This window comes from Anaeromyxobacter sp. Red801 (assembly GCF_049201065.2).
Lineage (GTDB): Bacteria > Myxococcota > Myxococcia > Myxococcales > Anaeromyxobacteraceae > Anaeromyxobacter.
Genome location: NZ_CM181236.1, coordinates 284,805 through 311,075, shown reverse-complemented (window position 1 = coordinate 311,075; position 26,271 = coordinate 284,805). Strand labels below are relative to the sequence as shown.

The following is a 26,271-nucleotide window of genomic DNA, read 5'->3' as shown; positions in this document are numbered from 1 at the left end:
GCCACGGGCCTCCGCCGTCTTCCGTTGTGCGGTGCTCGAGGGACGCTACGCGGGCGCGTAGCAGACGAAGATCTTGCCGTTCGCGAAGGCCCGCGACTCCGTCAGCCGCAGCTTCAGGCGGCGGTGGATCCCCTCGAAGATCGAGCGACCGGCGCCGAGCGCGACCGGGTTGAGGATCAGCTCGTACGCGTCCACGAGGCCGGCATCGGCCAGCTGCGACACCAGGGTCCCGCTCCCGAGGATCGCCATGCCCGGGCCGGGCCGGGCCTTCATGCGCCGCACCGCGGCCACCGGATCGTCCCGGACGAGCGTGGTGTTCTGCCACCGCGCCTCCGCCAGCGTCCGCGAGAAGACCACCTTCGGGAGCCGGTTCATGTGCCGCGCGACCTCCGGGAGGGCGCGCGCGGCGTCCGGCGCGGGCCAGTAGCTCTCCATCAGCTGGTAGGTGACGCGCCCGAAGAGGAGCACGCCGCCCGCCCGCGCCCGCGCCGCCGTGAACCGGTCGAACTCCTCGTCGGCGTCCTCCTTGGCCCAGGACATGTCCCCGTGCGGATCCGAGAGGTGGCCGTCGACGGACAGCTGGTTGAACACGATCAGCCTGCGCATGTGCAGCCTCCGTGCGTCCCGCCGTGCGGGACCGTTCCTCACCCGATCGACGCGACCACGGTCCGCAGCCGCTCGGCGCCCTGGCGCAGGACCTCCGCGAACCCCCAGCGCGCCGCGAGCGCGCGCTCGGCGAACGTGGCGAACCGCGCCTCGAAGACGATGCGCGTCCGGCGCCCGAGATCCTCGAGCGTGAGGGCGTTGACCGGGAGGGGCTTTCCGGGATCCCCTCGCTCGGCCCTCCAGACCAGCCGCTCCGGCGGGACCACCTCGACGAAGACGAACTCGTACTCGTGATCGACGCCGTCGGGCGTCCGCATCACGTGGCGCCAGCGGCCGCCGGCGCGGACGTCCATCTCGCAGACCGGGTTGGTGAACCCGGCGCCGCCGTACCAGCGCACGACGTGCTCGGGGGTGGTGAACGCGAGCCACACCAGCTCGCGGGGCGCGTCGAGCACGTGGGTCATGGCGATCACCGGCTCGCGGGTCGAGCCGACGTCGATCCGGACGGTCATCGGCCGCCTCCGCGCCTCGGCCTGCCGGGCCTCCGCGGGCGCCGCGGGGCACCGGCCACCTGCAGCGTCTTCACGTACGCGCCGAGGCTCTCGAAGCTTCGCTCCCAGAACGCGCGGTAGTCCTCGAGCCACTCCGCGACCGTGCCGAGCGGCGCCGCCTCGAGGTGGCACGGGCGCCGCTGCGCCTCCCGGCTCCGGGAGATCAGGCCGGCCTCCTCGAGGACCTTCAGGTGCTTGGAGACCGCGGCGAGGCTCATGTCGTACGACGCGGCCAGCTCCTTGACCGGCGCGTCGCCCGCGGCGAGCCGGGCGAGGATGTGCCGCCGCGTCGGGTCGGCGAGGGCGGAGAAGGTCATCGTGAGCGGGTCGCTCGGCGCCATGGAGGAAGGCTAGTATTCAACCATGTGGTTGTCAACCGATCGGTTGAATTCAGGAGCAGGCGGGCCCCATCCAGCACGCAACCGAGGGTCGCGCGAGAGCGCGTGCTTCCCCGGCGTTCGCGCTCCGTGCAATAGGACGGCATGTCCTTCTGGAGGCGATGGCTGGGGCGCGGCGCGCCGGACGCGGAGCCCGAGGGCGCGGCACCGGAGCCGGAGCTCCCGGCGTTCCCCTACCCGCTCGTCGCCGTCCCGGGCCGCGACGCGGTGCAGGAGTGGCTGCGCCTGCGCGAGCTGTGGCGGCCGGAGGGCGCCTGCCCGGTGCTGCTCGGCCCGCGCGAGCAGGTGGAGTCCGCGCGGGAGGGGCTCGCGGGCGCCGACGTGGCCGCCACGCTGCGCGCCGCGGCCGGGCTCACCGCGCGCGAGGTGCTCGACCGGCGGCTGCGCGAGCTGGAGCAGGACTTCGCCGGGGATCCACCGACCGAGGACGAGAGCGGCCTCTTCGTCCCGCAGGGCGAGTGGCCGGCGACGCCGTCGCGCGGCCACCAGCTCGGCGCGCACCGCGACATCACCACCGATCGCCCGTATCCCGTCGTGTACCTGGCGCGGATCCCGACCCCGCACGCGTACGAGACCCCGGCGTACCTGAACTACGGCGCGTGGAACGCGTGCCCGGCGACCGAGGAGCACGTCGCGCTGCACCGCCACTGGCACGAGCGCCACGGCTCGGAGATCTACGCGATCGCCGGCGACGTGGTGGAGTGCTGGGTGCCGCGCCCGCCCGAGGATCGCGCCGGCGCGGAGGCGCTCGCGCGCGAGCAGTGCCTCTACTGCGACGACATCGTGCACCAGGGCACGCAGACCCTGCTGAACCTCGCGGCCGAGCTGAAGGACGCGCCCGCGTGGTTCTTCTGGTGGGACTGACGGTCGGCGCGACCGGCTCACCACGCGCGGGGCTTGCAGACCGCTCGCGTCACGCACAGCGACGCGCGCGCCGGTCCACGCACCCATCGGCACCCCGCGCCACACGGGACGACATCCCGCGACTGCGGCCTTCCCGCGCGGCGCTGGAGTCGCGACCTTGCGTGATAGGCTCGCGCCCTTCCCCGCCACATGGCCACCATCCTCGAGAAGTACGAGCAGATCCTCGCGGCCGACCCCCGGTCGCGCATCTTCGTCGAGCTCGCCCGCGCGCTGCTGGAGCGCGGGCAGCACGCGCGCGCCATCGAGATCTGCCGTCAGGGCCTCGAGCACCACCCGTCCTCCATCCTGGGTCGCGTGATCTGGGGACGGGCGCTCCTCGAGTCGGGTGACACGAAGGGCGCGAACGATCAGTTCGAGATCGCCATCGCGGTCGATCCGGGCAGCCCGTACGCGTACAACCTCGTGGGCGAGGCGCTGGTCGCGAAGGGGCTCTTCCGCGAGGCGCTGCCGGTGCTCCTGCGCGCGGTGGAGCTGCAGCCGGCGGACGCCCGCGTGCGCGGCTGGCTGGAGCAGGCGAAGCGCGGCGTGCGCGAGGACGGCGCCGCGCCGGCAGCCGAGGACGCGCCGGCGCGCGCCGCCGGCGCGGACGAGGTGACCGAGCCCTACCGGCCGCTGGCGGACGAGCCTCCGAGGGCGGACGCCCCGCCGGACCTCGAGGCGACGGCGACGTTCGACCTCCCGCCGCGCGCGGCCTCCAGGCCGCGGGCGGCCGCTTCACCCACCGTCACGCCAGCGCCCCCGGTGCTGGCGCGCGAGCCAGGCCGGGGGTCGCCCCCCGACGGCGGCGACGCCTCGCTCGAGGCCGCGCTCGCCTTCGACGTCGCCTACCCGCGGAACGCCGCGGTGCCCGCCCAGGATCCGCTCGGTGCCCCCGAGGCGCCGGTCCGCCTGGTCGAGCCGCCGGACGTGGACGAGCCGCTCGGCCCGCCCGAGCAGCCGGCTCCGGCGGCCGAGGCGGCCCCGGCGCCGCCGCGCCCGCCGCCCATCCGCGCCACCCCGCCCCCGCTCGCGCGCGACGAGCTGCCGGCGTCGCTGCTCTCGCTCATCCCCGGCCCCCCGCCCCGCGGCGGCGCGGCCACGGCGATGGGCGCCGCGCCCGCGGCCCGCGCCCGCCCGGCGGCCGCGCCCGACGCGGCCGAGGCGGAGCGGATCGCGGCGGAGTACGAGCGCGAGGTGCGCGAGCGGCTCCTCGCCGCGCCCGAGCCGCCGCCCTCCTTCCTGCGCCGTCACCGCCGCGCGGTGCTGGCCGGCGCGGCCGCCTTCGCGCTCCTCGCCGGCGCCGCCGTGTACCTGGTGGTGGACGCGCGCATCGCCGCGCGGAACGCGGTGGGCGCCGCCGCGCGCGCGCGCGCCGGGCTCGCCCGCGACACCGCCGCCTCGCTCGCGGAGGCGGCGCGGCTGCTCGCCGACGCGCGGCGCATGGGCGCCGGCCCCGAGGTGACCTCGCTCGCCGCGCAGGTCGCGGCGGTGCGCGCCTCCGAGTTCGGCGACGAGGAGGCGCGCGCCCTCGCCGCCGAGCTCATGGGCTCGGACGCCGCCGGCGACGGCGCGCTCGCCGCGCGCTTCCTGCTCGCCGAGCAGCCCGGGGAGCGCGCCGCGGCCGAGGCCGCCATCCTCGCCGCCCCGCCCTCCTCCGAGCCGCTGATCCAGGCGCTCGCCGGCCGCATCCTGGCCGGCCGCGGCGAGCGCGAGGCGAGCCGCGGCCGCCTCGAGATCGCGGCGCACGCGAACCCGCCGCTGCTCCGGGCGCTCTCCGACCTGGGCGACGCCGCGCTCGCGGCCGGCGACGCAGAGGGCGCGCTCGCGACCTACGCGGCGGTGCTCTCGGCCCACGCCACCCACCCGCGGTCGGTGGTGGGCGCCGCCGAGGCGCGCCTGGCGCTCAACCGCGACCTCGACGCCGCCCGCACCTCGCTCGCCGCGGTGGAGGCGGACGAGGGCAGCGCCCCGCCGCGCGACCTGCGGCTGCGCTTCGAGCTCGCCTACGCCCGCGTCCTCGCCGCCACCGGCGACGCGCCGGGCGCGGCCGCGCGCCTCGCCCGCGCGACCCAGTCCCTCGGCGAGAGCGCGCCGCTCGCCGCCGCGCTCGCCGACGTGCACCTCGCCGCCCGCGCCTGGGATCGGGCCGAGGCCGCCGCCGCCCGCGCGGTGGCGCTCGCGCCGAAGGACGAGGGCGCGAAGGTGCTGCTGGCCCGCGCCCGCATCGGCCGCGGCCGCCTCGCCGAGGCGCTCGCCGCCACCGAGGGCGCCGACGGCCGGGCCGTGCGCGTGCAGCGCGCCATCGCGCGCTACCGGCTCGGCCAGTTCGCCCTCGCCCGCGCCGAGCTGGAGCGCACCGCCCGCGACGGCCGCATGCCGGCCGAGGCCGCGGTCTGGTACGCGCTCACCGACGTGGCCCAGGGGCGTGCCGCCCGCGGGCGCGCGCTGCTGGAGAAGCTCGCCACCACCCGCTCGCCGCCGCCGCTCGCGCACGTGGCGCTGGGCCGCGCGCTCGAGGCCGAGGGGCGCGCGGCCGACGCCGAGAAGGCGTACCGCGACGCCGTCACCCGCGACCCGCGCGCCCCCGAGGCGGCGCTGGCGCTCGGCGATCTGCTGCTGCGCCGCGGGCGCGCCGGCGACGCGCTCCCGTTCCTGGAGAAGGCGGTCGCGCTCGATCCGGCCGATCCGGACGCGCGCCGCGCGCTCGGCGCGGCCCGGCTCGCCGGCGGCGAGGCCTCGGCGGCCCGCGCCGACCTCGACGCGGTGCTGCTGGCGCGGCCGAAGGACGCCGCGGCGCTGCGCCTGCTCTCCGCGGCCTGGCTGGCGGAGTCGCAGCCTGCGGAGGCCCGCCGCGCCGCCGACCGCGGGCTCGCCGTCGCGCCCCGCGATCCGGCGCTGCTGCTCGCCGGGGCGCGGGCCGCGCTCGCCGACGGCGATCGCGCCGTGGCCCGCGCCCTCGCCGAGCGCGCCCTGAAGGCGGGGGCCCGGGGCGAGGACGCCGCCGAGGCCCGGCGGCTGGCCGCGACCCAGACGGCGAAGCGCAGGTAGCGCGCGAGGAGCTAGCATCGGGGCCATGCCCCTCGCCCCGGTCCGCGCCGCCGTCTTCGACGCCTACGGAACCCTGTTCGACGTGGCCAGCGCCGCCGCCGAGGCGCGCGGCGCGCTCGGCGACCGCTGGCAGCCGCTCGCCGAGCTGTGGCGGGCGAAGCAGCTCCAGTACACCTGGCTGCGCAGCCTGGCCGGCCGGCACGCCGACTTCTGGCAGGTGACCGGCGACGCGCTCGACTTCGCGCTCGACGCGCTCGGCCTCGCCGGGCCGGGGCTGCGCGACGGCCTGATGGACGCGTACCGCCGCCTCGCCGCGTACCCGGAGGCGCGGGACGCGCTCACGCGCCTCGGCGCCGCCGGCGTGCGCCTGGCGGTGCTCTCGAACGGCGCGCCCGCCATGCTCGCCTCGGCGGCCGAGAGCGCCGGCCTCGCCGGCCTGCTCGAGCAGGTCCTCTCGGTGGAGGACGTGGGCGTCTACAAGCCGCACCCGGCCGTCTACCGGCTCGCGGTGGACCGGCTCGGCGTGCCCGCCGCGGAGATCCTGTTCGTCTCCTCGAACGGCTGGGACGCGTTCGGCGCGAAGGCGTTCGGGTTCCAGGTCGCCTGGTGCAACCGCGCCGGCCAGCCCGCGGAGCGGCTCCCCGCCGCCCCCGACGCCGAGATCCGCTCGCTCGCCGAGCTGCCCGGGCTGCTCGGCCTGCCGTAGAGCCGGCGGCCTCCGCTCGTGGTTCGACGGGCTCACCACGAGCGGAATGTCCACGCCGACCGGACCAGACCTCCTGGATCCGCTCGCCCTGAGCCTGCCGAAGGGCGAGCGGTCGATCCGCCCGTCCGGCAGTCCCGTTGGGTCGCACGGGCCGTGTTCTCTTGCGCGCGCCGCCGGCCGGCTCAATACTGAACCACATGGTTCAGTATTCGGAGCGGCTCGACACCACGTTCGCGGCGCTCGCGGACGCGACCCGGCGCGGCGTGCTGGAGCGCCTCGGCCGCGGGGACGCGTCCATCGGCGAGCTGGCGACCGGGTTCGAGATGACGCTCACCGGGATGAAGAAGCACGTGCGGGTCCTCGAGGACGCGGGGCTCGTCACGACGGAGAAGGTCGGTCGCGTGCGGAGCTGCAGGCTCGGCCCGCGCCGGCTGGAGGACGAGCTCGCCTGGATGGCCGGGTACCGCCGGATGCTCGAGGCGCGCCTCGATCGCCTGGACGAGCTCCTGAAGCGCACGAAAGGACGGACCGAATGACGACGGGCCAGGCCGTGAAGCAGCGCGCCGCGAAGGCGGCGGTGTCCACCCCGACCGACCGCGAGATCCGCGTGGAGCGGATCTTCGACGCGCCCCGCGAGCGCGTGTGGCGAGCGTTCACCGACCCGGCGCTGCTGGCGCAGTGGTGGGGGCGGGGGAACAAGCTGGTGGTCGAGCGCTACGAGCTGGAGCGCGGCGGGCACTGGCGCTTCGTGGAGCACGCCGACGACGGCGTCCACGGGTTCGAGGGCCGCTTCCGCGAGGTGACGCCGCCGGAGCGCCTCGCCATGACGTTCGAGTGGGACGGCATGCCCGGCTACGTGGCCGTCGAGACCACCGTGTTCGAGGACCTGGGCGACGGCCGCACCCGCCTCGTCGCGACCACGCTCTTCCACACCACCGAGGAGCGCGACGGCATGCTCAGCGCCATGGGCGAGGGGCTGGACCAGAGCTACGCCGCGCTGGACCGGCTGCTCGCCGGGACCGCGTGAGCCGATCCGCCCGCTCGCGGTTCGACGGAGCTCACCGCGAGCGGGCCTCTCGATGGTCCGCTCGCCCTGAGCTCGTCGAAGGGCGGGCGGAGGCGACTGCGGCGGCGTGGCGGCGCGCGAACCGCTCCTTCACCTCGTAGGCGAAGCCGTCGAGGATCTCCGGGTCGATGGGATCGCCGTTCGCCGAGAGCGTCAGCGAGAGCAGGCCCTCCCGCGCGGCCGCGTGGTAGAGCTGGGCCTCGGCGAGCCGGGTGGGCATGCAGTCGAGCGGGCCCGCGCAGAGGACGCCGTCCACGCCGCGGTGGCGCCAGGCCTCCAGCGCGAGCCCCATCGCCAGCACCGACTCGTGCTCGAGATCCTCGCGCAGGTAGCCCTGCGCCTCCTTCGCGACCTGGTGCGGCGGCTCCGGCGCCGGCCAGCCCAGCGGCTCGCCCGCGGCGCGGAACACGAGGTCCACGATGCGCTGCCGCAGCCGGCGCTTGAGGTGGTCGCCCAGGCTGCCCTTCAGGCCGCGCCGGAACTGCACCGCCTCCGAGTACTGCAGGTACTCGACCACCGGCTCCAGCCGGACGCGCACGCCGCGGCGCTCCAGCTCGTCGGCCACGTGGCCGTTCGAGGCCGGGTCGGAGCGGACGTAGATCTCGCCCACCATCTGCACGGTGGGGAACGGCCGCGGGTCGCGCGCCGCCGCCAGCTCGCGCGCGCACCCGGCCACGGCGTCGCGGATCCCCCAGAGCCGTCCGCCGAGCACCTCGCGGAGCACCGTGCGCGCCGACAGGTCGCCCGCCGCCGCCCGCTCGATCGCCTCGAGCAGGCGCGCCGACCACCGCGCGTGGATGGCGTTCGCCGCCCCGGGCGTCCGCTCGACCGGGCGCGCGTCGCGCAGCGCGTCGGCGAGCGCGCCGCGGGCGGAGGCGCCGGCGAGCACGATGGCGCCGAGGCCGGGCGGCACGCCCTCGAAGTAGTCGTGATCGGGTGGGGACCAGATCTCGACCCGGTCCGAGAGCCCGGCGCGCTCCAGGATCAGGCGGTGGAGCTGGCGGTACATGCCGAAGCGGCACGGCCCGCTCGACCCGGGCATGAAGAAGGTGAACCGGCCCTCCGGCTCGCGGGCGAGGTGCTCGAGGAGCGCGCCCGCGGTGATCGTCATGGGCAGGCACTCCTTGCCGCTCGTGTGCCGGCGGCCGAGCCGGATGGTGTCGGCGGTGGCGGCCGGCAGCACCTCCGCGTGCAGGCCGACGCCGCGGAACGCGGCGGCGAGCGCCTCCGCCTCCGGGCCCATGGGCGGCACCAGCACCCGCGTCCCGTCGGCGCGCACGTCCGCGAGCGTCCGCTCGCGGAGCGCCATCGGCTCGGCGGCCGGGCGTCCCTCGGCCCCGCGGCCGCGGAGGTCCTCGCGCACGCAGTGCAGGAACGCCTCGACGCGGGTCTTGGTGCCGGCGTCGGCGGCGTGGCCGTCGGTCTCGACGATCGCGAAGGGCTTGCCGTCGAGCAGGCGGGCCAGGTGGTGCTGGGTGAAGCTGTCCGGGCCGCAGCCGTAGTTGCTGGTGAAGATCGCGTACACGCCCGGCGTCCGGCGGACCCGGTGCGCGGTCCGCAGGATCCGCTGCGTGTAGGACCAGAACGCGCCGGGCACGAGCGGAGTGGCGCCGTCCAGGGGGAAGCAGTCGAGCGGGATGGCCACCGCGCCCTGCTCGCGGAGCAGCGCCGGCACGTTCGCGTTCAGCACCTCGTCGTGGATGGTGTACGTGCGGCCCAGCACCACCACGGCGAGGAGCCCGTCCGAGCGGCAGCGCTCGAGCGCCGCGGCGCCGATGGCCTCGAGGCGCGCGTCGAACGCCCGCTGCGCCTCGCGCGCCGCCGCGTGCGCCCGCCGGGCGGCGGCGCGGTCGCGGACGCCCACCTGCGCGGCGAGCGCCTCCATCGACGCGACGAACCGCTCGGAGTCGAGGTAGCCCGGGCCGCCCGCGTTCAGGGTCGGGGCGACCAGGCGCCGCGCGAAGTCCGCGCCCAGGTCGGTGGCGAGCACGTCCGGCGCGCCGTGCACCATGGGGCAGAGCCAGGTGTGCCGCTCGTCGCGCACGCGCGGCAGGTCGCGGACGACCGGGAAGAACAGGTGCTCGGCCCCCGTCGCGGCGAGCGCGGCGGCGACGCCGTGGACCTGCTGCATGGGCGCGCAGAACGGGACGTTGCAGAGGTCGATCCCCTGGCGCAGCGCCTCGCGCCCGCCGGAACCGATCACCTCCACGCCCAGGCCGAGCGTCCGGAAGAACGTGCCGAAGTACGCGAGCAGCGTCTTCAGCTGGAACGCGTCGGCGAGCGCGACCCGGGGCGCGCCGGCCGGCGCCGCGCCCAGCCGCTCCACCAGCGCCCGCACCTCCGCCTCGCGCTCGCGGAACGGGTCCGGCGCGCCGGCGGGGAGCTTGCGCGCGCGGGTGCCCTGGTCGAACAGCGCGCAGGCGCCGCCCCAGGTGAACGCGCGCCGCTCGCCGCCCACCGCGGTGCGGAGCCGCTCGATGCGGCAGCGGTTGCCGGCGCCCCCGCAGCCCTCCGCCGAGCGGCACACGAACGTGTCCTTGCGCTCGACGCGCGCCGCGAGGAAGCGCGAGAGGTCGAGCGCGCCCGCGCGGCCCTCGAGGCCGGCGAGCCCGGCCCGCGCCAGCCGCGCGATCCCGAACGCGCCGACCGTGCCCGGCGACGGCGGGACGATCACCTCGGCGCCGGTCTGGCGCGCCACCGCGGCGGCGAGCGCGTCGGCGCTGAACGGCATGCCCTGGCAGAACACCACCTGGCCCACCGGGCGCGCGCCCTTCACGCGGTTCACGTAGTTCTGCACCACCGACTCGTAGAGCCCGGCCACCACGTGCGCGCGCGGCGCGCCGGCCGCGGCGGCCTGGTCGAGGATCTCGGCCATGAACACGGCGCAGTGCTGGCCGAGCGCCACGCAGCCGTCCGCGCCGATGGCCTCGCGCCCCAGCGCCGCCGCGTCGAGCCCGCCCAGCCGCCGCCCCTGCTCCTCGATGAAGGAGCCGGTGCCGGCGCTGCACGCCTCGTTCATGGCCGCGTCCACCACCCGGCCGCCCTCGAGCCGGATGTACTTCGCGTCCTGCCCGCCGATCTCGAAGATGGTGTCCACCCGCGGGTCGTAGGCGCAGGCGCCCTCCGCGTGGGCGGCGATCTCGTTCAGGACGAACACGCGCTCGGTCCCGAAGCAGGACGCGAGCAGCGAGCCGACGATCTCGCGCCCGCTGCCGGTCACGCCCGCGCCGGTGACCGCGCGCCGGGCGCAGGGACCTTCCAGGAACGCGAAGACGAGCGACTGGGCCGCGCGCACCGGGTCGCCGGACGTGCCGGTGTACGCCTCCCAGGCCGGCATGCCCGCGGCGAGGTCGAGCGCGACCGCCTTCGAGCCGGTGGAGCCGATGTCGAGGCCGAGGAGGAGCGGGCCGTCGCCGGCGGGGGGCGGCGGGCGCGGGACGCGCCGGACGCGCGGCAGCGCCCCGGCGAGCGGCGGCAGCGCGTCGAAGGACGCGTGCTCGGGCGGGCGGAACAGTCCGGCGAGCGGCGGCACCGCCTCCGGCCGCGACGCCGCGAGCAGCGCGCACCCGAGCGCGTCGAGGTAGAGCGCCTCGTCGCCCTCGCCGTCGCGCAGGTCGAGGCCGCGGCCGGCGAGCGCCTCGCGGAAGCAGGCCCGCACCCGCCGCGAGCGGCTCACGCCGCCGGTCAGCCACACGTCGCGCGGGCCGCCCGGCCGCACGAACACGAGCACGTTCGCGCAGATCGCGTCGAACAGGCCCGCCAGGATCCGCTCGCGCGCCTCGCCGCGGTTCGCGAGGTGCGTCATGTCCGTCTTGAGGATCACCGGGCAGCGGCCGGAGAGCGGCGCCGCCTCCGCGCCCACCGCGAGCGCGTCGGCCTCCGCCGGCGTGAGCCCGAAGCGCTCCACCAGCTGGCGCAGGAAGTTGCCGGTGCCCTGCGAGCAGCGCGGGTTCTCGCGGTAGCGGTCGCGCCCCTCCGCCTCGTGCACCAGCACCGAGAAGCCGTGCGCGCCCAGGTCCACCACCGTGGCCGGCGACGCGCCGTGCAGCCGCACGTGCCCGGCGGTGCGCGCCTGCTTGGGCGGGATCCGCGGCAGCTCCAGCCGCCGGCCGAGCCGCCCGGTCGCGCGCGCGCCGGCGACGCCGTCCCAGCCCCACCCGCCCAGCACCTCGCGCACCGCGGCGGCCGGATCGCCGCCGTGCTCCACCAGCGCGCGCCGCGTCCAGGCGAGCGCGCCGCCGTCCCCCTCGACCTCCGCGAGCTTCACCGTCTCGGCGCCCGCGTCGATCCCCACGAACCGGTGCATCTGGCGAGTGTCACGCCGTTCGACCGGGAAGGCACGCCCGAAAAGCGGGCACCATCCTGGCGGTGACGGACCGTGATCGAGATCAACGCAAGGTCCGCGCGAGGGCGAGAGGGCCGCGCGAGACGCGGAGGGATGCGCGCTCAGCGGGCGGGCGAGCGCAGCGTGCGCGACACGCGCTCCACCTCGCGCAGCGCGCGCACGACGTTCCCGCCCAGGAGCTTGCGGACGTCTTCGGGCGAGTGGCCGCGGGCGAGGAGCGCGGCGACGAGCTCCGGCAGGTCCGCGTGCGACTCGATCCCGTCCGGCGGCACGATGCCGCCGTCGAAGTCGGACCCGAGGCCGACGTGGTCCACGCCGGCCACCTTCACGAGGTGCTCGACGTGATCGACCAGCACCGCCAGCGGCGGCCGCTGCAGCGCGTGCGCCACGCGAAGCTCGGCCAGGTACGGCGCCCACCTCCGCTCGACCGGGTCCGCGGCCTCGAGCGCGAGCGCCGCCCGCTCCGGCGCGTGCGCCTCCTCCGCGGCCGCGGCGCGCGCGGCGTAGCCCGCGTCGAGGAACGTCGAGTGGAGGTTGACGCCCACGACGCCGCCGCTCGCGGCGATGGCGCGGACGAGGTCGTCGGGGAGGTTGCGCCGGTGGTCCGACAGGGCGCGCGCGCACGAGTGCGTCGCGAGCACCGGCGCCCGGCTCGCGGCGAGCGCCTGGGCGGCGGACGCGTCGGAGAGGTGCGAGACGTCCACCGCGATCCCGAGGCGGTTCATCTCGGCGACGGCGGCGCGGCCGAGCGGCGAGAGCCCCCCGTGGCGCGGGGCATCGGGCTTGCCCGCGTCGGCGAAGGCGGTGTGCGCGTTCCAGGTGAGCCCGACGTACCGGACCCCGAGCGCGTGCATGCGCTCGAGCTCGGCGAGGTCCCCGTGCAGCGGCTCGGCGCCCTCCATGCCGAGCAGGATCGCGATCTTGCCCGCGGCGCGGGCGGCGAGCAGCTCGTCCACGCTCCCCGCCATCGCGAGGTCGGCGGGGTGGCGGGCCACCTGCGCGCGCACCGCCGCCGCGAGCGCGAGCGCCCGCGGGTGCGCGTCCGCCTCGGGCAGCTCCGGCGGATGCCACAGCACGAAGAACGCCGCGCCGACCCCGCCGCGCCGCAGCGAGTCCAGGTTCACCTGGCCCAGCTCGCGCCGCGGCTCGCCGAGGTCGTAGCGCTGGTCGAGGAGCCACTGCGGCGTGTCGAGGTGCAGGTCCACCACCGGCGCGTCGCGGAGGACGTCGTCCGCAGACGGGGGACCGGAAGCGACCGAGGGGACGGGCGAGGGCATCGCGAGCAGCCAGCGATCCACGCGCGGCGGATCGGGCCGAAGCTTGCCATGGGGGCGGCGGCGCAGGCGACCCCGGCCCCCGCCCGGCCGCGCCGCGGCGGAGCGGGCCCGCCCGCCGGCGAGGGCCCGTGCGACGCGACGCCCCGCCGCCGCGCGACGCTAGACAGCCGTCTCCAGCCACGCGTCGAAGGTCGGCCCGGCGCAGACCGTCGCCGGCCCGGCCAGGAACGCGCCGTCCTCGTACAGCCGCTGGTCGGGGTCCGCCGGGTTCCCCACCTCCTCGACCCTCAGCGCGTCGCCGCGGCGCGCGACCAGCTTCCGCGCGGCCTCCGCGAGCACCTCCGGACGCGGGCCCGCGATCTCGAGGTGCGGCGCGCCGGACGGCGCCGGCGCGGGGCCGATGGCGAGCCGGGCGACCGCCTCGGCCACGGTCCGGGCCGCGACGAGCTGGGTGCGCATCCGCGGCAGGTACGCCACGTCGCCCTTCCTCCCCCACTGCAGGAACTGCCCGACGATCTCGTGGAACTGCGCGGCGCGGAGCACCTGCACCGGGAGCGGGCCGGCGCGCAGGGCCTGCTCGTGCGCCTGCTTCGCGACCATGTACCCGGCGCGGAAGCGGTCGATCCCGAGGATCGACACCGCCACGATCCGCCTCGCCCCGGCGCGCGCCCCGGCCTGCTGGAGGTTGCGGGCGACCGCGGTGAAGAACGCGGTGGCCGCGTGCTGCTCGGGCGGGCCGTTGGCGGCGTCCACGATGCACTCGACGCCCGCCAGCGCCTCCTTCAGCCCGCTCCCGGTCTCCAGGTCCACGCCGGCGCCGCGCGACAGCGCGACCACCTCGTACCCGCCCTCCGCGAGCACCTCCACCACGTGGCGACCGACCTTGCCCGTCGCCCCTGCCACCGCGATCCGCATGATGACGTTCCCTTTCACGCCGTCCGCGCCCGGGGTGGGCGCCGCGGGAGCGGCATGGCAGGAGGACGATCGACGTGTCGGGCCTGTGACCTCGAATCGAGGCGGCCCCGCCGGAGGGACGCGCCGCCGAGGCGGCGCCGGCGATCACCGGATGACGCGGCGGAGCCGGACCCGCCGCCGGACGCTCCTCAGCTTCAGCGCCGTCGTCGTCGCGACGGTGGCGAGGAAGGTCCCGGCGCCGACCGCGGGCGCGAGCCGGCCCTCGGGATCCGACCGGTGGAACTGCTCGGCGACGACGAACGCGGCGGCCATCGCGGTCGCCACGCCGACGACGGCTCCGACGGCCAGGACCTTGAAAAGCGCCGCGCGGCTGCGGTGGCCGCAGCGCGGGCACGGGGCCAGGCGGGACAGGGCCGCGGCGCCGATCTCGGCGTCGAACTGCGCCTTGCTGAGCGCCACGCCGTTCGCCGCGAGCCCCGCGCCGCCGCCGGCGACGATCGCCAGCGCCACCATGCCGCAGCGCGAGCACCGATAGTCTACGGACTGCTCGCCCACCTCGACGTCGAGGCTCAGGTGAATCAGGGGCATGGGATCTCTCCGCGAGGCGGCCCTGCAGCGTCCGCCCACCAGCCGGGCATCATACTCCGGGTGCCAGGGTGGCGCGCTGGCCGTGGAGCGGCCGCGTGGCGGCCGCGACGTCGATCGCAGCCAGTTCGTTCAAGACTCCGTGGCCGGCCCGGACCAGGTTACCCGGCATGAGCGCGAACGAACCCGGCGTCCTCGAACGGCAGTGGGCGGTCTATGGCGACGTGCACCGCGATCGGCTCAACCTGGCGCTGCACGCGGCGACCGTGCCGCTCTTCTGGTTCGGCACGTGCGCGCTCGCGCTGGCGCCGGTGATCCCCACCGGCTGGGCGATGGCCGGCGTGGCCGCGCTCCTCGTCGCGCTCGCCGCTCAGGGCCGTGGTCACCGCGGCGAGGCGAGGGCGCCCGCCCCGTTCCGTGGACCGGGCGAGCTCCTGGCGCGGTTCCTCGCCGAGCAGTGGATCACGTTCCCGCGCTACGTCCTCTCGGGCGGCTTCGCGCGCGCCTGGCGCGAGGCCGCGACGGACCGACCGCGCGCGTGAGCAGCGCGCGCGGGACCGCCCGCCGGCCGAAGCTCGGACGGCGCGACGCCGAGCATCCTGCGGAAGGTCCGGCTCATGTGGGCGGCGTCGGCGAACCCGGCGGCGTGGGCCGCCTCGCCGAGCGGCCTGCCAGACACGACGGCCGCGGCGGCGCGCTGCAGCCGCAGCCACGCCAGGTACGGTCGCAGCGGCACGCCGATCGACCCGGTGAAGACGTGCATGAGCCGGCCGGGTGAGAGGCCGACCTGGCGCGCGAGCGTGTCGAGGGAGGCGTCGCCGCCGGGCGGCAGCGCCTGGAGCACCCGCAGGAGCCTGCGAACGCGCGGGTGGACGGCGCGAGGCGAGCGCACCCGTTCGCCGCCCAGCGCCGCGACCACGCGCGCGGTCCAGGCGGCGCCACCGGACCCCATGAGCTCCATCGGCGTCACCCCGTCGACGAGGGCGTCGCGCTCGGCGGCCCCGACGACGCGGAGCGAGCCGGCCGTGGCGGCGCGCATCGACTGCCCGGCGTCGCTCTCCGGGTCCACGAAGACGATGAGGACCTCCGAGCCCGACGCGTCGATCGCGTGCGGTGCATCCGGCGCGGTGACCACCCCGGCCGCGCGCCCCCACACGCCCCGGTCCCCCGCGCGCACGCGCAGGTCGCCCCCGAGGGCGAGGACGACGTGCATGCCGTGGTGCGCGTGGGAGGTGCTCCGGCCTCCCGGCCCGCGCGCCGCGAGGAGCGGCGGCCAGAGCGGCAGCCCGGGCGCGTCCGGACGGACCGTCGGGATCGTCGGGAGTCGCATCGACCGACGATCTAGGAGCTCGGACGGTGCCCGCAACCAAACCGCCCCGGGCGAGCTCAGCGGTGGATCCCGGGCGTCCCTGGCAACCCTGGCGAAGGGACGTGGGCGTTGTGCATCGAGCGGCTGTTCAGCTCCTGCTGCCGCCTTCCCCGCTCCTGCTCCATCAACTGGGCCACGCGGAACGCGGCGCCGCCGGCGGCCGCGCGCGACTCGGGCGTGGCGGCCTCCTTCGGCTCGCACACGCAGCCGGTCGCGGTTCCCATGATGACGATCGCGCCGAGACGCATCCCGAGCTGGCCGCAGTGGGCCTCGCACTCGGGGCGCGACTCGGGACGGAGCCGGTAGCTCGGGTTGACGGCCGGCGCCGTCGAGCAGGCGCAGAGGGGAGCGCTGGCGGCGATCGAGGCGGCGACGAGGAGGGTGCGCAATGGTATTCTCCGGGTGAAGTACGCCCGGAGTAGAGCCGATCTCTCGCCGCGTCCGCAAGCTGGCGCCCTACCGCCTCCACCTCCCCGCTTCGACGAAGCTGTAGTACCCGCCCGCCGCCACGATGACGTGGTCGCGGGCGAGGACGCCGACGAGGTCGGCGGCGGCGCGGAGGCGGGCGGTCAGGTCCACGTCGTCGGGGCTGGGGGTGGGATCGCCGCTCGGGTGGTTGTGGACGAACACGACGCCGTGCGCGCCCTCCCGCACCGCGGGGCGGAGCGCGTCGCGCGGCGAGACCGGGCACTGCGAGAGCGAGCCCTCCGCCACCTGCACCGTCCGGAGCAGGCGGCCGCGCACGTCGAGCAGCACCACGTGGAAGCCCTCGTGCTCGGCGTGGGCGGCGTGGCGGAGCAGCTCGTGGATGGTGCGGGGGTCGAGGCAGCGCTCGCCGCGCCGCGGCGGGGACCAGGCACCGCGCCGGCCCAGCTCGAACGCGGCCGCGAGCGCGGCGGCGCGGGCGACCCCGATGCCGGGCCAGGACGCGAGCGCGTCGGGCGGCGCCCAGGCCAGCTCGGCGAGCGGGAGCGCCTCGACGAGCGAGAGCGCGGCGGCCCGGGCCGAGACGCGGCCGGTGCCGGTGCCCAGCACGAGCGCGAGCAGCTCGGCGTCGGACAGCGCGCGCGGGCCGGCGGCGAGGAGCCGCTCGCGCGGCCGGTCGGTGGGCGAGGACGCGGGGGCGGAGGCGGGATCGGCAGGGGCGTCGGAGGCGGCGGTCATGGCGCGGGCCGGTGGAGCAACGGGCGTGCCCCGCCACCGCGCCCGGATACTGCACGCCTGCGCAGGCCGACGCTGCGGGGACGGGCTCGCGCCCGGACCGCGGGTGCGCGGCGCGGCCGGTGCCGCGGCCGGCCTCCGGGCCGGCGGGACCGACGGCCCCGGGCGAGGCGGTGCCGGGCCGCGAAGTGACCCGGAGGAGCGGGGTCGGGTATCCTCGGCGGCCATGCTCGACCACCGCAAGACCGCCCCCGCCGCGCTCGCCGCGGCAGCCCTCGTCCTCTCGCTGCCCGGCGCGGCCGACGCCTGCACCAGCATCCTCGTCTCGAAGGGCGCGAGCGCCGACGGCTCCACCTTCATCACCTACGCGGCGGACTCGCACGACCTCTACGGCGACCTCCCGCTCCGCCCCGCCGCGCAGCACGCGCCGGGCGCGCAGCGCGAGATCATCGAGTGGGACACCGGCAAGTTCCTGGGCCGCATCCCGCAGCCGGCCGTCACCTACCACGTGGTCGGCAACATCAACGAGCACCAGGTCGCCATCGGCGAGACCACCTTCACCGGCCGCAAGGAGCTGCAGGATCCGGAGGGGCGGATCGACTACGGCTCGCTCATGTACATCGCGCTGGAGCGCGCCCGCACCGCCCGCGAGGCCATCCAGGTGATGACCGACCTCGTGGCCGAGCACGGCTACGCCTCCACCGGCGAGTCCTTCTCCATCTCGGATCCGAACGAGGCCTGGATCCTCGAGATGATCGGCAAGGGGCCGAAGCGGAAGGGCGCGGTGTGGGTGGCCCGCCGCATCCCGGACGGCTACGTGTCGGCGCACGCGAACCACGCGCGCATCCGCCAGTTCCCGCTCGACGAGCCGAAGACCACGCTCTACGCGAAGGACGTCATCTCGTTCGCGCGCGAGAAGGGCTGGTTCAAGGGCAAGGACGCGGAGTTCAGCTTCGCCGAGACCTACGCGCCGCTCGACTTCGGCGCGCTGCGCGCCTGCGACGCGCGGGTGTGGAGCGTGTTCCGCCGCGTGGCGCCGGGGCAGTCGCTGCCGTCCTCCATGGTGAAGGGTCAGGACCCGAAGGCCGAGCGCGTGCCGCTGTGGGTGAAGGCCGAGAAGCCGCTCGCGGTGCGCGACGTGATGGCGCTCATGCGCGACCACTTCGAGGGCACCGAGCTCGACCTGTCGAAGGGCGTGGGCGCCGGCCCGTTCTCGCTGCCCTACCGCTGGCGGCCCATGACGTTCAAGGTGGACGACAAGGAGTACCTGAACGAGCGGGCCATCTCGACGCAGCAGACCGGCTTCTCGTTCGTGGCGCAGTCGCGCGCCACGCTGCCGGCGGCGGTCGGCGGGGTGCTCTGGTTCGGCGTGGACGACACCTACAGCACCGTCTACGTGCCGATGTACTGCTCCATCCACGAGGTGCCGCGCAGCTTCGCGGTGGGCACCGCCGACTTCAAGACGTTCAGCTGGGACTCGGCGTTCTGGGTGTTCAACTTCGTGTCGAACTGGGCCTACTCGCGCTACTCCGACATGATCCAGGACGTGCAGCAGGTGCAGGGCGAGCTGGAGGGCGGGTTCCTCTCGCGGCAGGCTGAGCTGGAGAAGGCCGCGATGACGCTCTACAAGGACTCGCCCGGCCTGGCCCGCGACTACCTCACCCGCTACTCGGTCAGCCAGGGCGACATGGTCACGGCCCGCTGGCGCAAGCTGGGGGAGTCGCTGATGGTGAAGTACCTCGACGGCAACGTGCGCGACGCGCAGGGCAACGTCACGCACCCGGACTACCCCGAGGGCTGGCGCCGGCGCATCGCGGCCGAGGACGACGGCATCCTGCGGGTGCCGAAGGAGCCGCAGAAGGTGGCGCAGTAGCGCCAGCCCGCTCGTGGTTCGACGGGGCTCACCACGAGCGGGGGCCCCGAAGGCCGCTCACGGGGCTCACCGTGAGTGGAACGTGCAGACGCCGCTCACGGTGAGCCTGTCGAACGTGAGCGGATCGCTCGTCCCGAGGGTGAGCGGGCCTGATGGGGCACGGCCGGAGTCGAGGGACGCTCAGGGTGAGCGGAGATTCCGCTCATCCCGAGCGTAGCGCGGCCGGCCAGGCCGCGCGGAGTCGAGGGAGCTACTTTCCGGCCTGCTTCGGCGCCGCCTTCACCAGCTCGGCCTCGATCTCGATCTTCACCTCGTCGCCGACCACCGGGCCGGCCTCGACCGTCTTCGACCAGTTCAGGCCGAAGTCGCGGCGGTTCACCATGGTCGTGGCGACGAGGCCGCGGCGCAGGTTGCCGCCGGGATCCTTGATGGCGCTGGTGGGGCCGAGCACCTCGAGCACCACCGGCTTCGTCACGCCCTTCATGGTCAGGTCGCCGGTGACCTTCAGCTTGCCCTCCCCGATCTTCTCCACCTTGGTGGACTTGAACGTGATGGTCGGGTACTTCGCCACGTCGAAGAAGTCGGGCGACTTGAGGTGCGCGTCGCGGTCCGGCACGCGGGTGTTCAGCGTGGTCGCGTCGATGGTCGCCTCGACCGAGGACCTCGCGAGGTCCTTCTCGTCGAGCCTCACGGTGCCGGTGGTCTTGCCGAACTCGCCGCGCACGTTCGTGATCACGAGGTGGCGGACGGTGAAGCTGGAGAGCGTGTGCGCCGGGTCGATGTCCCAGGTGCCGGCCTGTGCATGGGCGAGCGCCGGGGCGGCGAGCGCGAGCAGGAGGGGGAGGAGTCGCTTCATGGTGCGGTTCCTTTCGGGACGCGTCCGGAAGGCGGACGCGAGGTCCGTCCGGTCGTCTAACCGCGCCAGGGCCGGGATCAACGAGGGGAACCCACGGGGGCCCCGCTAGAAGCGCGCCCCCAGCCCGCCCATCAGGCCGAGCTGGTCCTCCTGCTCGAACGTCAGCTCGCCGGCGAGGAACATGGGGCCGAGCTCGAGCCGGGCCCCGAGCCCGACCTGGAACCACGCCTTCCAGCCGTCGCGCTTCGCGGACCCGACGCCGAACGTGATCGCCGCGTCGAGCCCGCGGTGCGTCTCGAACCGCTGGGACACCCGCGCCAGGACGACGGGCGTCCACTCGCGCGTCGCGTCCGGCAGCTTCCGGTAGCCGTAGCCGGCCACGCTCAGGTCGAGCGTCGAGAAGGAGTAGCCGGCCTCGCCGCCGAGGCGCGAGCCGGAGCTGCCGCTGCCGCCCGCGTCGAGGCCCGCCCCGCCCCAGGCGGTGAGGAAGAAGCGGTTCGGCCTCCCCTCGTCGTCGTGCTCCTCCTCCTCGGGCGCGTCGTCCCAGTCGCCGTCCTGCGCGACGGCCAGCGAAGGCAGGGCGCTGCCGAGCAGGGCCGCGAGGAGGAGGGCGCGCACGCGCGGATGATAGGCGAGCGGCGCGCGGGGCCGCCAGCAGCGCGGGCGGCCCTCGCGTGACGCCGGGTCAGGCGCGGAGGAACCGCTCCAGCAGCCGGTACCCGCGCTCGAGCGCGGCGACCTCGACCCACTCGCCGCGCTGGTGCGCCTGCGCGGTGGCGCCGGGGCCGAGGTTCACCGCCGGGATCCCGTGGGCGGCGAGGCGGGCCACGTCGGTCCAGGCCTGCTTCGGCTCGGCGGCGACGCCGGTGCGCTCGAGCAGGCGGCGCACCAGCGGGTGGTCGGCGTAGGCGGGGCAGGCCGGGGAGAGGTCGGTCAGCTCCACCTCGGCGCCGAGCCGCTCGCCCAGCGCGCGCAGCTCGGCCGAGGCCTGCTGGAGCGTCCGGTCCGGCGCGAAGCGGAAGTTCACGTTGAGCGTGCAGCGGTCCGGCACCACGTTGCGCGCCCGCCCGCCCTCGATGCGCGTGACGCTCGCCACCTCGCGGAACACCAGGCCCCCGGAGACCGCCTCGCGCGGCGCCCGCGCGTGCAGCTCGGCGAGCAGCGCGCCGGCCTTGTGCACCGCGTTCTCGCCCTGCCACGGCCGCGCGGAGTGGGCGGCCCGCCCCTCGAACGTGAACGTCGCGTGGATCGAGCCGACGCAGCCGAGCTGGAGCACGTTGTCGGTCGGCTCGAGGCAGATGGCGAGCTCGGTGCCGGCGAGCTCGTCCGCCGCGTGGAGCACGTCGGCGAGCTCGTTCTCGAGGTACGGCCCCTCCTCGCGCGCGTAGAACACGAGCAGGAGCTCGCAGAAGCGCTCCGCGCGCGGCAGCCGCTCGGCCAGCTCCATCATGAGCGCGAGGCCGCCCTTCATGTCCGAGCTGCCCGGCGCGACGAGCCGCCCGCCCTCGCGGCGCGGCGGCCCGCGGTCGTCCTCGTGCACCGGCACCGTGTCGAGGTGGCCGCAGAGCGCCACCCGCGGCCGGCCCTCGAGCGCCGCCTCCGCGCCGGCGCCGGCGTCCACCCGGACCACCAGCGAGTCCTTCACCCGGCGCACGCCGAGCCCGAGCGCCCGCGCCCAGGCCTCCACCTGGTCGCAGAGCGCGCGCTCGTGACCGATGGGCGAGCGCACGCCGCACAGCGCCTCGGTGCGGCGGGCCAGCGCCTCGGCCAGCTCGGCGGTCGCCGGGTCCATGGGCGCCTAGACCTGCACCTCGAAGTCGCGCAGCGCCTGGTTCAGCGAGACCTTCTTGTCGGTCGTGGCGCTGCGGCGGCCCACGATGAGCGCGCACGGGATGTTGAAGGTGCCGGCCGGATACTGCTTCGGGCGCGTGCCGGGGATCACCACCGAGCGCGCCGGGACGCGGCCCTTGTAGACCACCTGCTCCGGCCCGCTCACGTCGATGATGGGCGTGGACGCGGTGATGACCACGTTCGCGCCGAGCACGCAGTCCTCCTCGACGAGGGTACCTTCGACCAGGATGCAGCGGCTGCCGATGAAGCAGCCGTCCTCGATGATGTTCGGCCGGGCCCCGGGCGGCTCGAGCACGCCGCCGATCCCGACGCCGCCGGCGAGGTGCACGTTCGCGCCGACCTGCGCGCAGGAGCCGACGGTGGCCCAGGTGTCCACCATCGAGTTCGCGCCCACGCGCGCGCCGATGTTCACGAAGCCGGGCATGAGCACCGCGCCCGGCTCGAGGTGCGAGCCGAAGCGGGCGATGCCGCCCGGCACCAGCCGCACGCCGGCCTTCTCGAGATCCTTCTTGAGCGGGATCTTGTCGCGCGTCTGGAACGGCCCGAACTCGGTCGTCTCCATCCCGGTGATGCCGAAGTAGAGGTTCACCGCCTGCATCAGCCAGGCGTTCACCTGCCACTCGCCGTCCTTCTTCTCCGCCACCCGCAGCTCGCCGCGGTCGAGGCCGTGCAGCGCCTTCACCACCGCCGCCTTGGCCTGCGGGTCCTGCAGCCGGGCCCGGTCCTCGAAGGCCCCCTCGATCAGCTTCCGCACGTCGTTCCAGTCGCTCATGGCTCGATCCTCGCCCAGGCCCGGATGGCCTCCTCGCACTCCTCCAGCGTGGGCACCAGCGCCACGCGGACGTATCCCTCTCCTGCGCCGAACGCGATCCCCGGCGCCACCACGATGCCCGCGTCGAGGAGCCGCAGCGCGTAGCTCGAGGAGGTGTGCCCCTCCGGCACCCGGACCCAGAGGTACAGCGTGGCGTCCGACGCGTCGGCGACGAGCCCCTTCTCCGCGAAGAAGCGCAGGAACCGGTCGCGCTTGCGCCGGAAGATCTCGCGCCGCTCGGCGGCGTGGGCGTCGTCGGACCAGGCCGCGGTCGCGGCGGCGGCCACGAACTCGGGCTGGGAGACGCCGGGGTGGCTGCGCAGGGCGCGCAGGCCGCGGACGAGGTCCGGGTCGCCGGCCAGGAAGCCGCTCCGGTAGCCGGTCATGCCGCTCCGCTTCGAGCAGGAGTGGACCGCGAGCACGTTCTCGACCTGCACCTCCAGCATCGAGGCGGGCGGCTCGCCGAAGTAGATGTCCGCGTAGCACTCGTCGGAGGCCACGATGAACCCGTACTCGAGCGCGGCCGCGCCCACCCGCCGCAGGTAGTCGCGCGGAGCCTCCGCGCCGGTGGGGTTGTGCGGGTAGCTGATCCAGTAGACGAGCGTCTCGCGCAGCACGGCCTCGCCCACGTCCTCCGGCTCGAGCAGGAACCGGCGCCGGGCGGTGAGCGGGACCTTCACCGGCTCGAGGCCGGCGAAGCGCGCCCCCACCTCGTAGGTGGGGTAGCCCGGGTCCGGCATCACCACCTTGCGGCGGCCCGGGTCGCCCGCGAACGCCAGCGGCAGGTGGAAGATCGCCTCCTTGGCGCCCGCGCAGGCGAGCACCTGCGCCTCGGGATCGACCGCCACGCCGAAGCGGCGCCGCAGGTACCCCGCGGCCGCGCGGCGGAGCGCCGCGGTGCCGAACGCGCTCGGGTACTGCGACACCTCGGGCACGGCGGCGCGGAGGGCCTCGCGCAGGAACGGCGGCGTGGGCTCCTTCGGATCCCCGAGGCCGAAGTCGAACAGGCGCTTCCCGGCGGCGGCGAGCGCGCGCCGGCGCTCGTCGAGCTCGACGGAGAGGTTCTTCCGGATCTGCCCGAGCACCGGGTTCGACGGGAGGGGTCGCACGGAACCGTGAACAATATCGAACTCCGGCGGGTCCTGCATTATAAGCGGGCGCATGCTCTCGTACGACGTGGTGGTCATCGGCTCCGGCCCCGCCGGAGAGAACGGCGCCATCCAGGCCGCGCTCCTGGGCAAGAAGGTCGCGCTGGTGGAGAAGGAGGCCGTGCCCGGCGGCGCGAGCGCCAACACCGGCACCATCCCGTCGAAGGCGCTCCGCGAGACCGCCCTCGCCATCCAGCAGGCCCGCAGCCGCGACGCGCACGGCATCGAGGTCCGCGTCTCGGGCACCGTCACCGTCCCCGAGCTGATGGGCCGCCGCGGCCTCGTCACCGCGCGCGAGCACTCGCGCATCCGCAGCGCGCTCAACCACGCCGGCGTCGAGATGTTCCGCGGCATCGCCAGCTTCGTGGACCCGCACACCATCCGCGTGGCGGTGCCGGACGGCGGGCAGCAGGACCTGCACGCCGAGGTGGTGCTGCTCGCCACCGGCACGCGGCCGTTCCACCCGCCGCAGTACTCGATCGACAACGCGCGCGTCTACGACTCCGACTCGATCCTGATGCTCGACCGGATCCCCCGCTCGCTCGCGATCCTGGGCGGCGGCGTGGCCGGCTGCGAGTACGCGTCGATCTTCGCCGCGCTGGGCGTGAAGGTCGCGATCATCGACTCGAAGGACCGCCTGCTCCCCTGGCTGGACGCCGAGCTGTCGCTCGCGATGCAGGACTCCTTCGACGTGCTCGGGATCACCCGGCACCAGGTGACGCGCGCGGTGAAGCTCGAGCGCGGCGAGCGCGACGTGCTCGTGACGCTCGCCGACGAGTCGCGCCTGGTCGCGGAGAAGGTGCTGGTCGCGGCCGGCCGCATCGGCAACGTCGAGGCGCTCAACCTGGCGAACGCCGGGCTGAAGGCCACCGACAAGGGCCTGCTCGAGGTGAACTCGCACTACCAGACGACGGTGCCGCACGTGTACGCGGCCGGCGACCTGGTCGGCTTCCCCGGCCTCGCCTCCAGCTCGATGGAGCAGGGGCGCGTGGCGATGAACCACGCCTGCGGCGGCAACCGCAAGCAGAAGCTCCCCGAGCTGCTGCCGGTGGGGATCTACACCATCCCGGAGCTCTCCTCGGTCGGCGAGAGCGAGGAGGCGCTCAAGGCGAAGGGGCGCGACTACGTCGTCGGGCGCGCCAGCCTGGTGGAGAACGCCCGCGCCAACCTGGTGGGCGAGGCGGTCGGCTTCCTGAAGGTGCTCGCCGATCCGGCGAACGGCGCGATCCTGGGCGTGCACTGCATCGGCCCGCACGCGTCGGACACGGTGCACCTCGGCCAGGCCGTGATGGCGCTCGGCGGCGACTTGCGCTTCTTCGCGGAGACGGTGTTCAACTACCCGACGCTGCAGGAGGCGTACAAGTACGCCGCCTTCGACGCGCTCGACCGCATCCGCGACCGCGGCGGGAACGTCACGCCGATCGACCGCGCCGCCGCGAAGTAGGGCGCTTCTTCCCCGCTCGTCCCGAGCGCAGGGCCGCCGTGCGGCGGCCCGGAGTCGAGGGACGCGATCGCCTCGGCGGCGGCTCGTCCAGCTCCGGATAGTGCCGGAAGATCCCGCTCTCGTTGAACGGGATCCGCCGGTCCGACGTGAGGTACGCGGCGATGCCGGGGCGGGCCGCCACCGCGTCGTGCAGCGCGACCAGCCGCGGGAAGCGCCGCTCGATGCGGCGCATGGCGCGCGGGAACGCGTAGCGCAGCCCCTCGATCACCTGGAACGTCGAGAGGTCCGGGTAGCTACAGGCGTCGCCCACCAGCCAGCGGCCGCCGCCGGCGGGGTTCGAGTCGAGCGCGCGGTCGAGGTAGCGCAGGAACAGCGGGATCCGCTCGCGCCGGAACGCCTCGGCGGCGCGCGCCGCCTCGCGCCGCTGGTCCTCGTAGTAGAGCGAGGTCGCCACCGGGTGGTGCACCGCGTGCACCTCGGCGACCAGGTCCGCGATGGTGAGCTGGAGCTGGTGCGCGCGCAGCCGGCTCGCCTCGTCGGGCGGCACGACGCCGATGCGCGGCGCCACCCACTGCAGGATGGCCGCGGTCTGCGCGACCACCACCTCGCCGTGGCGGAGCGCGGGCGGGCCGAGCGGGGTGAGCCAGGGCCCGGGCTCCTCGAGGAGCCGCATCACCGCGGCCGCGCCGCCGCCGCCCTCGCCGCCGGGGAGGCGGGCCAGGTCGGCGTAGGGAACGCCCGCGTCCTCGAACGCGAGCCGGACGAACTCGCCGCGGCCCTGCAGGCCCGGCCAGTAGACGAGCTCGTATGCGGGTTCGGTGGCCATGCCCGCAGGCATGGCGCCGGCGGAGGCCCGGGGCAACGGCTCGTCGGGGAAAAAAGCGCGCGGGGCGGCGTGGTGCCCGCCCCGCGTCCCCCGTCCCCCCCGCTGCGTCCCTCCCCGCCCCAGACCGACCACGCGCGCCGCGACCCCCCCCGGCGCGGCGCGCGTGTCACTGCAGGTGCTTCGGCTCCAGCTGCTCGAGCGGCACCGCGAGCGACTTGCCGTTGGGCAGGAGGTTCAAGGGAACCACGGCGCCGGCGGAGGCGAGCTTGAACCGCTCGCAGCGCGCGAAGTCGCCCTCGCAGTAGTAGCCCTGCCACACGCGCAGGGACGACTTCATCGCGAACTGGGCGAACAGCGGGCACGCGGCGATGCGGGGGCAGCTGGCCATCCGGTCCCTCCGGCGCCCGTCCACGGCGCCTTCCATCGAGCATGGGGATTCTAGCCCCTCGCTCACCCGAAGGGTCACCCGCACCATGCGGCGAATGGTCGCCCGGTGCGAGCGGCGCGGCCCGCCGCCGCGCAGGCGGACAGG

General features: G+C 75.8%; 25 protein-coding genes. 8 read left to right on the top strand and 17 right to left on the bottom strand.

Annotated features, from left to right (window positions below; translation table 11 throughout):
* Nucleotides 1-45 precede the first annotated feature (45 nt).
* From ACOQFB_RS01370 to ACOQFB_RS01360, 3 genes are read right to left on the bottom strand one after another with little or no spacing between them, the layout of a single operon-like run.
* Nucleotides 46-606 carry a dihydrofolate reductase family protein gene (locus tag ACOQFB_RS01370; protein ID WP_421609300.1) on the bottom strand — a complete coding sequence of 187 codons (561 nt, stop codon included), beginning with the start codon at nt 604-606 and terminating at the stop codon, nt 46-48.
* Between the two features lie 38 nt (nt 607-644).
* On the bottom strand, nt 645-1,118 hold the full coding sequence (locus ACOQFB_RS01365) for an SRPBCC domain-containing protein (RefSeq protein ID WP_059439087.1): 474 nt from the start codon (nt 1,116-1,118) through the stop codon (nt 645-647).
* Nucleotides 1,115-1,498, bottom strand: coding sequence for an ArsR/SmtB family transcription factor (locus ACOQFB_RS01360; protein WP_059439086.1), 384 nt, complete (start codon nt 1,496-1,498; stop codon nt 1,115-1,117). Before ACOQFB_RS01360 ends, ACOQFB_RS01365 begins: the two co-directional genes overlap by 4 nt.
* Before the next feature lie 141 nt (nt 1,499-1,639).
* Here ACOQFB_RS01360 and ACOQFB_RS01355 point away from each other — a divergent pair, with 141 nt between their 5' ends.
* The 5 genes from ACOQFB_RS01355 to ACOQFB_RS01335 all read left to right on the top strand — a co-directional run bounded on the left by ACOQFB_RS01355 (nt 1,640) and on the right by ACOQFB_RS01335 (nt 7,239).
* Nucleotides 1,640-2,419, top strand: a complete 780-nt coding sequence (locus ACOQFB_RS01355; protein WP_421609299.1) for a DUF4253 domain-containing protein — start codon at nt 1,640-1,642, stop codon at nt 2,417-2,419.
* 189 nt (nt 2,420-2,608) lie between these two features.
* The gene (locus ACOQFB_RS01350) at nt 2,609-5,506 is read left to right on the top strand and encodes a tetratricopeptide repeat protein (RefSeq protein WP_421609298.1); all 2,898 of its coding nucleotides are present in this window, start codon (nt 2,609-2,611) and stop codon (nt 5,504-5,506) included.
* 25 nt (nt 5,507-5,531) lie between these two features.
* The gene (locus ACOQFB_RS01345; protein ID WP_059437458.1) at nt 5,532-6,212 is read left to right on the top strand and encodes a haloacid dehalogenase type II; all 681 of its coding nucleotides are present in this window, start codon (nt 5,532-5,534) and stop codon (nt 6,210-6,212) included.
* A 197-nt stretch (nt 6,213-6,409) separates the two neighbouring features.
* Nucleotides 6,410-6,748: an ArsR/SmtB family transcription factor gene (locus tag ACOQFB_RS01340; protein WP_059437459.1), complete on the top strand. Its 339-nt coding sequence runs from the start codon at nt 6,410-6,412 to the stop codon at nt 6,746-6,748.
* Nucleotides 6,745-7,239 carry an SRPBCC family protein gene (locus ACOQFB_RS01335; RefSeq protein ID WP_421609297.1) on the top strand — a complete coding sequence of 165 codons (495 nt, stop codon included), beginning with the start codon at nt 6,745-6,747 and terminating at the stop codon, nt 7,237-7,239. Before ACOQFB_RS01340 ends, ACOQFB_RS01335 begins: the two co-directional genes overlap by 4 nt.
* 31 nt (nt 7,240-7,270) lie before the next feature.
* On the opposite strand, the gene ACOQFB_RS01330 is transcribed toward ACOQFB_RS01335, so the two are convergent.
* From ACOQFB_RS01330 to ACOQFB_RS01315, 4 genes are all read right to left on the bottom strand, one after another.
* Nucleotides 7,271-11,584 (bottom strand): acyl-CoA dehydratase activase-related protein, encoded by a 4,314-nt coding sequence (locus tag ACOQFB_RS01330; protein ID WP_421609296.1) that lies wholly within the window; start codon nt 11,582-11,584, stop codon nt 7,271-7,273.
* A gap of 140 nt (nt 11,585-11,724) precedes the next feature.
* Nucleotides 11,725-12,921, bottom strand: a complete 1,197-nt coding sequence (locus ACOQFB_RS01325) for a dipeptidase (protein WP_421609295.1) — start codon at nt 12,919-12,921, stop codon at nt 11,725-11,727.
* A gap of 138 nt (nt 12,922-13,059) precedes the next feature.
* Nucleotides 13,060-13,803, bottom strand: a complete 744-nt coding sequence (locus ACOQFB_RS01320) for an SDR family oxidoreductase (protein WP_421609294.1) — start codon at nt 13,801-13,803, stop codon at nt 13,060-13,062.
* 156 nt (nt 13,804-13,959) lie between these two features.
* Entirely contained in the window at nt 13,960-14,403 is a 444-nt protein-coding gene (locus ACOQFB_RS01315) for a hypothetical protein (protein WP_421609293.1), read from the bottom strand.
* Nucleotides 14,404-14,570: 167 nt separating this feature from the next.
* Here ACOQFB_RS01315 and ACOQFB_RS01310 point away from each other — a divergent pair, with 167 nt between their 5' ends.
* Nucleotides 14,571-14,942 carry an Mpo1-like protein gene (locus ACOQFB_RS01310; RefSeq protein WP_421609292.1) on the top strand — a complete coding sequence of 124 codons (372 nt, stop codon included), beginning with the start codon at nt 14,571-14,573 and terminating at the stop codon, nt 14,940-14,942.
* On the opposite strand, the gene ACOQFB_RS01305 is transcribed toward ACOQFB_RS01310, so the two are convergent.
* From ACOQFB_RS01305 to radC, 3 genes are all read right to left on the bottom strand, one after another.
* Nucleotides 14,876-15,730, bottom strand: a complete 855-nt coding sequence (locus tag ACOQFB_RS01305; protein WP_421609291.1) for a helix-turn-helix domain-containing protein — start codon at nt 15,728-15,730, stop codon at nt 14,876-14,878. The two genes, ACOQFB_RS01310 and ACOQFB_RS01305, sit on opposite strands and share 67 nt — an antisense overlap.
* A gap of 56 nt (nt 15,731-15,786) precedes the next feature.
* Nucleotides 15,787-16,158, bottom strand: coding sequence for a hypothetical protein (locus ACOQFB_RS01300; RefSeq protein ID WP_421609290.1), 372 nt, complete (start codon nt 16,156-16,158; stop codon nt 15,787-15,789).
* Between the two features lie 67 nt (nt 16,159-16,225).
* Nucleotides 16,226-16,933, bottom strand: coding sequence for a RadC family protein (gene radC / locus ACOQFB_RS01295; RefSeq protein ID WP_421609289.1), 708 nt, complete (start codon nt 16,931-16,933; stop codon nt 16,226-16,228).
* Between the two features lie 223 nt (nt 16,934-17,156).
* On the opposite strand from radC, the gene ACOQFB_RS01290 reads away from it, so the two are divergent.
* Entirely contained in the window at nt 17,157-18,803 is a 1,647-nt protein-coding gene (locus ACOQFB_RS01290) for a dipeptidase (protein WP_421609288.1), read from the top strand.
* 250 nt (nt 18,804-19,053) lie between these two features.
* Here ACOQFB_RS01290 and ACOQFB_RS01285 read toward each other — a convergent pair whose 3' ends face one another.
* The 5 genes from ACOQFB_RS01285 to dapC all read right to left on the bottom strand — a co-directional run bounded on the left by ACOQFB_RS01285 (nt 19,054) and on the right by dapC (nt 23,508).
* A complete protein-coding gene (locus ACOQFB_RS01285) occupies nt 19,054-19,659 on the bottom strand; it encodes a YceI family protein (RefSeq protein WP_421609287.1) in 606 nt (201 codons plus the stop codon).
* A gap of 105 nt (nt 19,660-19,764) precedes the next feature.
* Nucleotides 19,765-20,277: a hypothetical protein gene (locus tag ACOQFB_RS01280; RefSeq protein WP_421609286.1), complete on the bottom strand. Its 513-nt coding sequence runs from the start codon at nt 20,275-20,277 to the stop codon at nt 19,765-19,767.
* A 67-nt stretch (nt 20,278-20,344) separates the two neighbouring features.
* Entirely contained in the window at nt 20,345-21,451 is a 1,107-nt protein-coding gene (dapE, locus tag ACOQFB_RS01275; RefSeq protein ID WP_421609285.1) for a succinyl-diaminopimelate desuccinylase, read from the bottom strand.
* 6 nt (nt 21,452-21,457) lie between these two features.
* Complete coding sequence (locus tag ACOQFB_RS01270) at nt 21,458-22,282, bottom strand: 2,3,4,5-tetrahydropyridine-2,6-dicarboxylate N-succinyltransferase (RefSeq protein ID WP_421609284.1); 825 nt, start codon at nt 22,280-22,282, stop codon at nt 21,458-21,460.
* Complete coding sequence (gene dapC, locus ACOQFB_RS01265) at nt 22,279-23,508, bottom strand: succinyldiaminopimelate transaminase (protein WP_494492424.1); 1,230 nt, start codon at nt 23,506-23,508, stop codon at nt 22,279-22,281. Before dapC ends, ACOQFB_RS01270 begins: the two co-directional genes overlap by 4 nt.
* On the opposite strand from dapC, the gene sthA reads away from it, so the two are divergent.
* Entirely contained in the window at nt 23,483-24,913 is a 1,431-nt protein-coding gene (sthA, locus tag ACOQFB_RS01260; protein ID WP_421609282.1) for a Si-specific NAD(P)(+) transhydrogenase, read from the top strand. The genes dapC and sthA overlap by 26 nt on opposite strands.
* Here sthA and ACOQFB_RS01255 read toward each other — a convergent pair.
* Entirely contained in the window at nt 24,882-25,739 is an 858-nt protein-coding gene (locus ACOQFB_RS01255; RefSeq protein WP_494492423.1) for a glutathione S-transferase family protein, read from the bottom strand. The genes sthA and ACOQFB_RS01255 overlap by 32 nt on opposite strands.
* A 166-nt stretch (nt 25,740-25,905) precedes the next feature.
* Nucleotides 25,906-26,127 carry a hypothetical protein gene (locus ACOQFB_RS01250; RefSeq protein WP_059437481.1) on the bottom strand — a complete coding sequence of 74 codons (222 nt, stop codon included), beginning with the start codon at nt 26,125-26,127 and terminating at the stop codon, nt 25,906-25,908.
* Nucleotides 26,128-26,271: the final 144 nt, after the last annotated feature.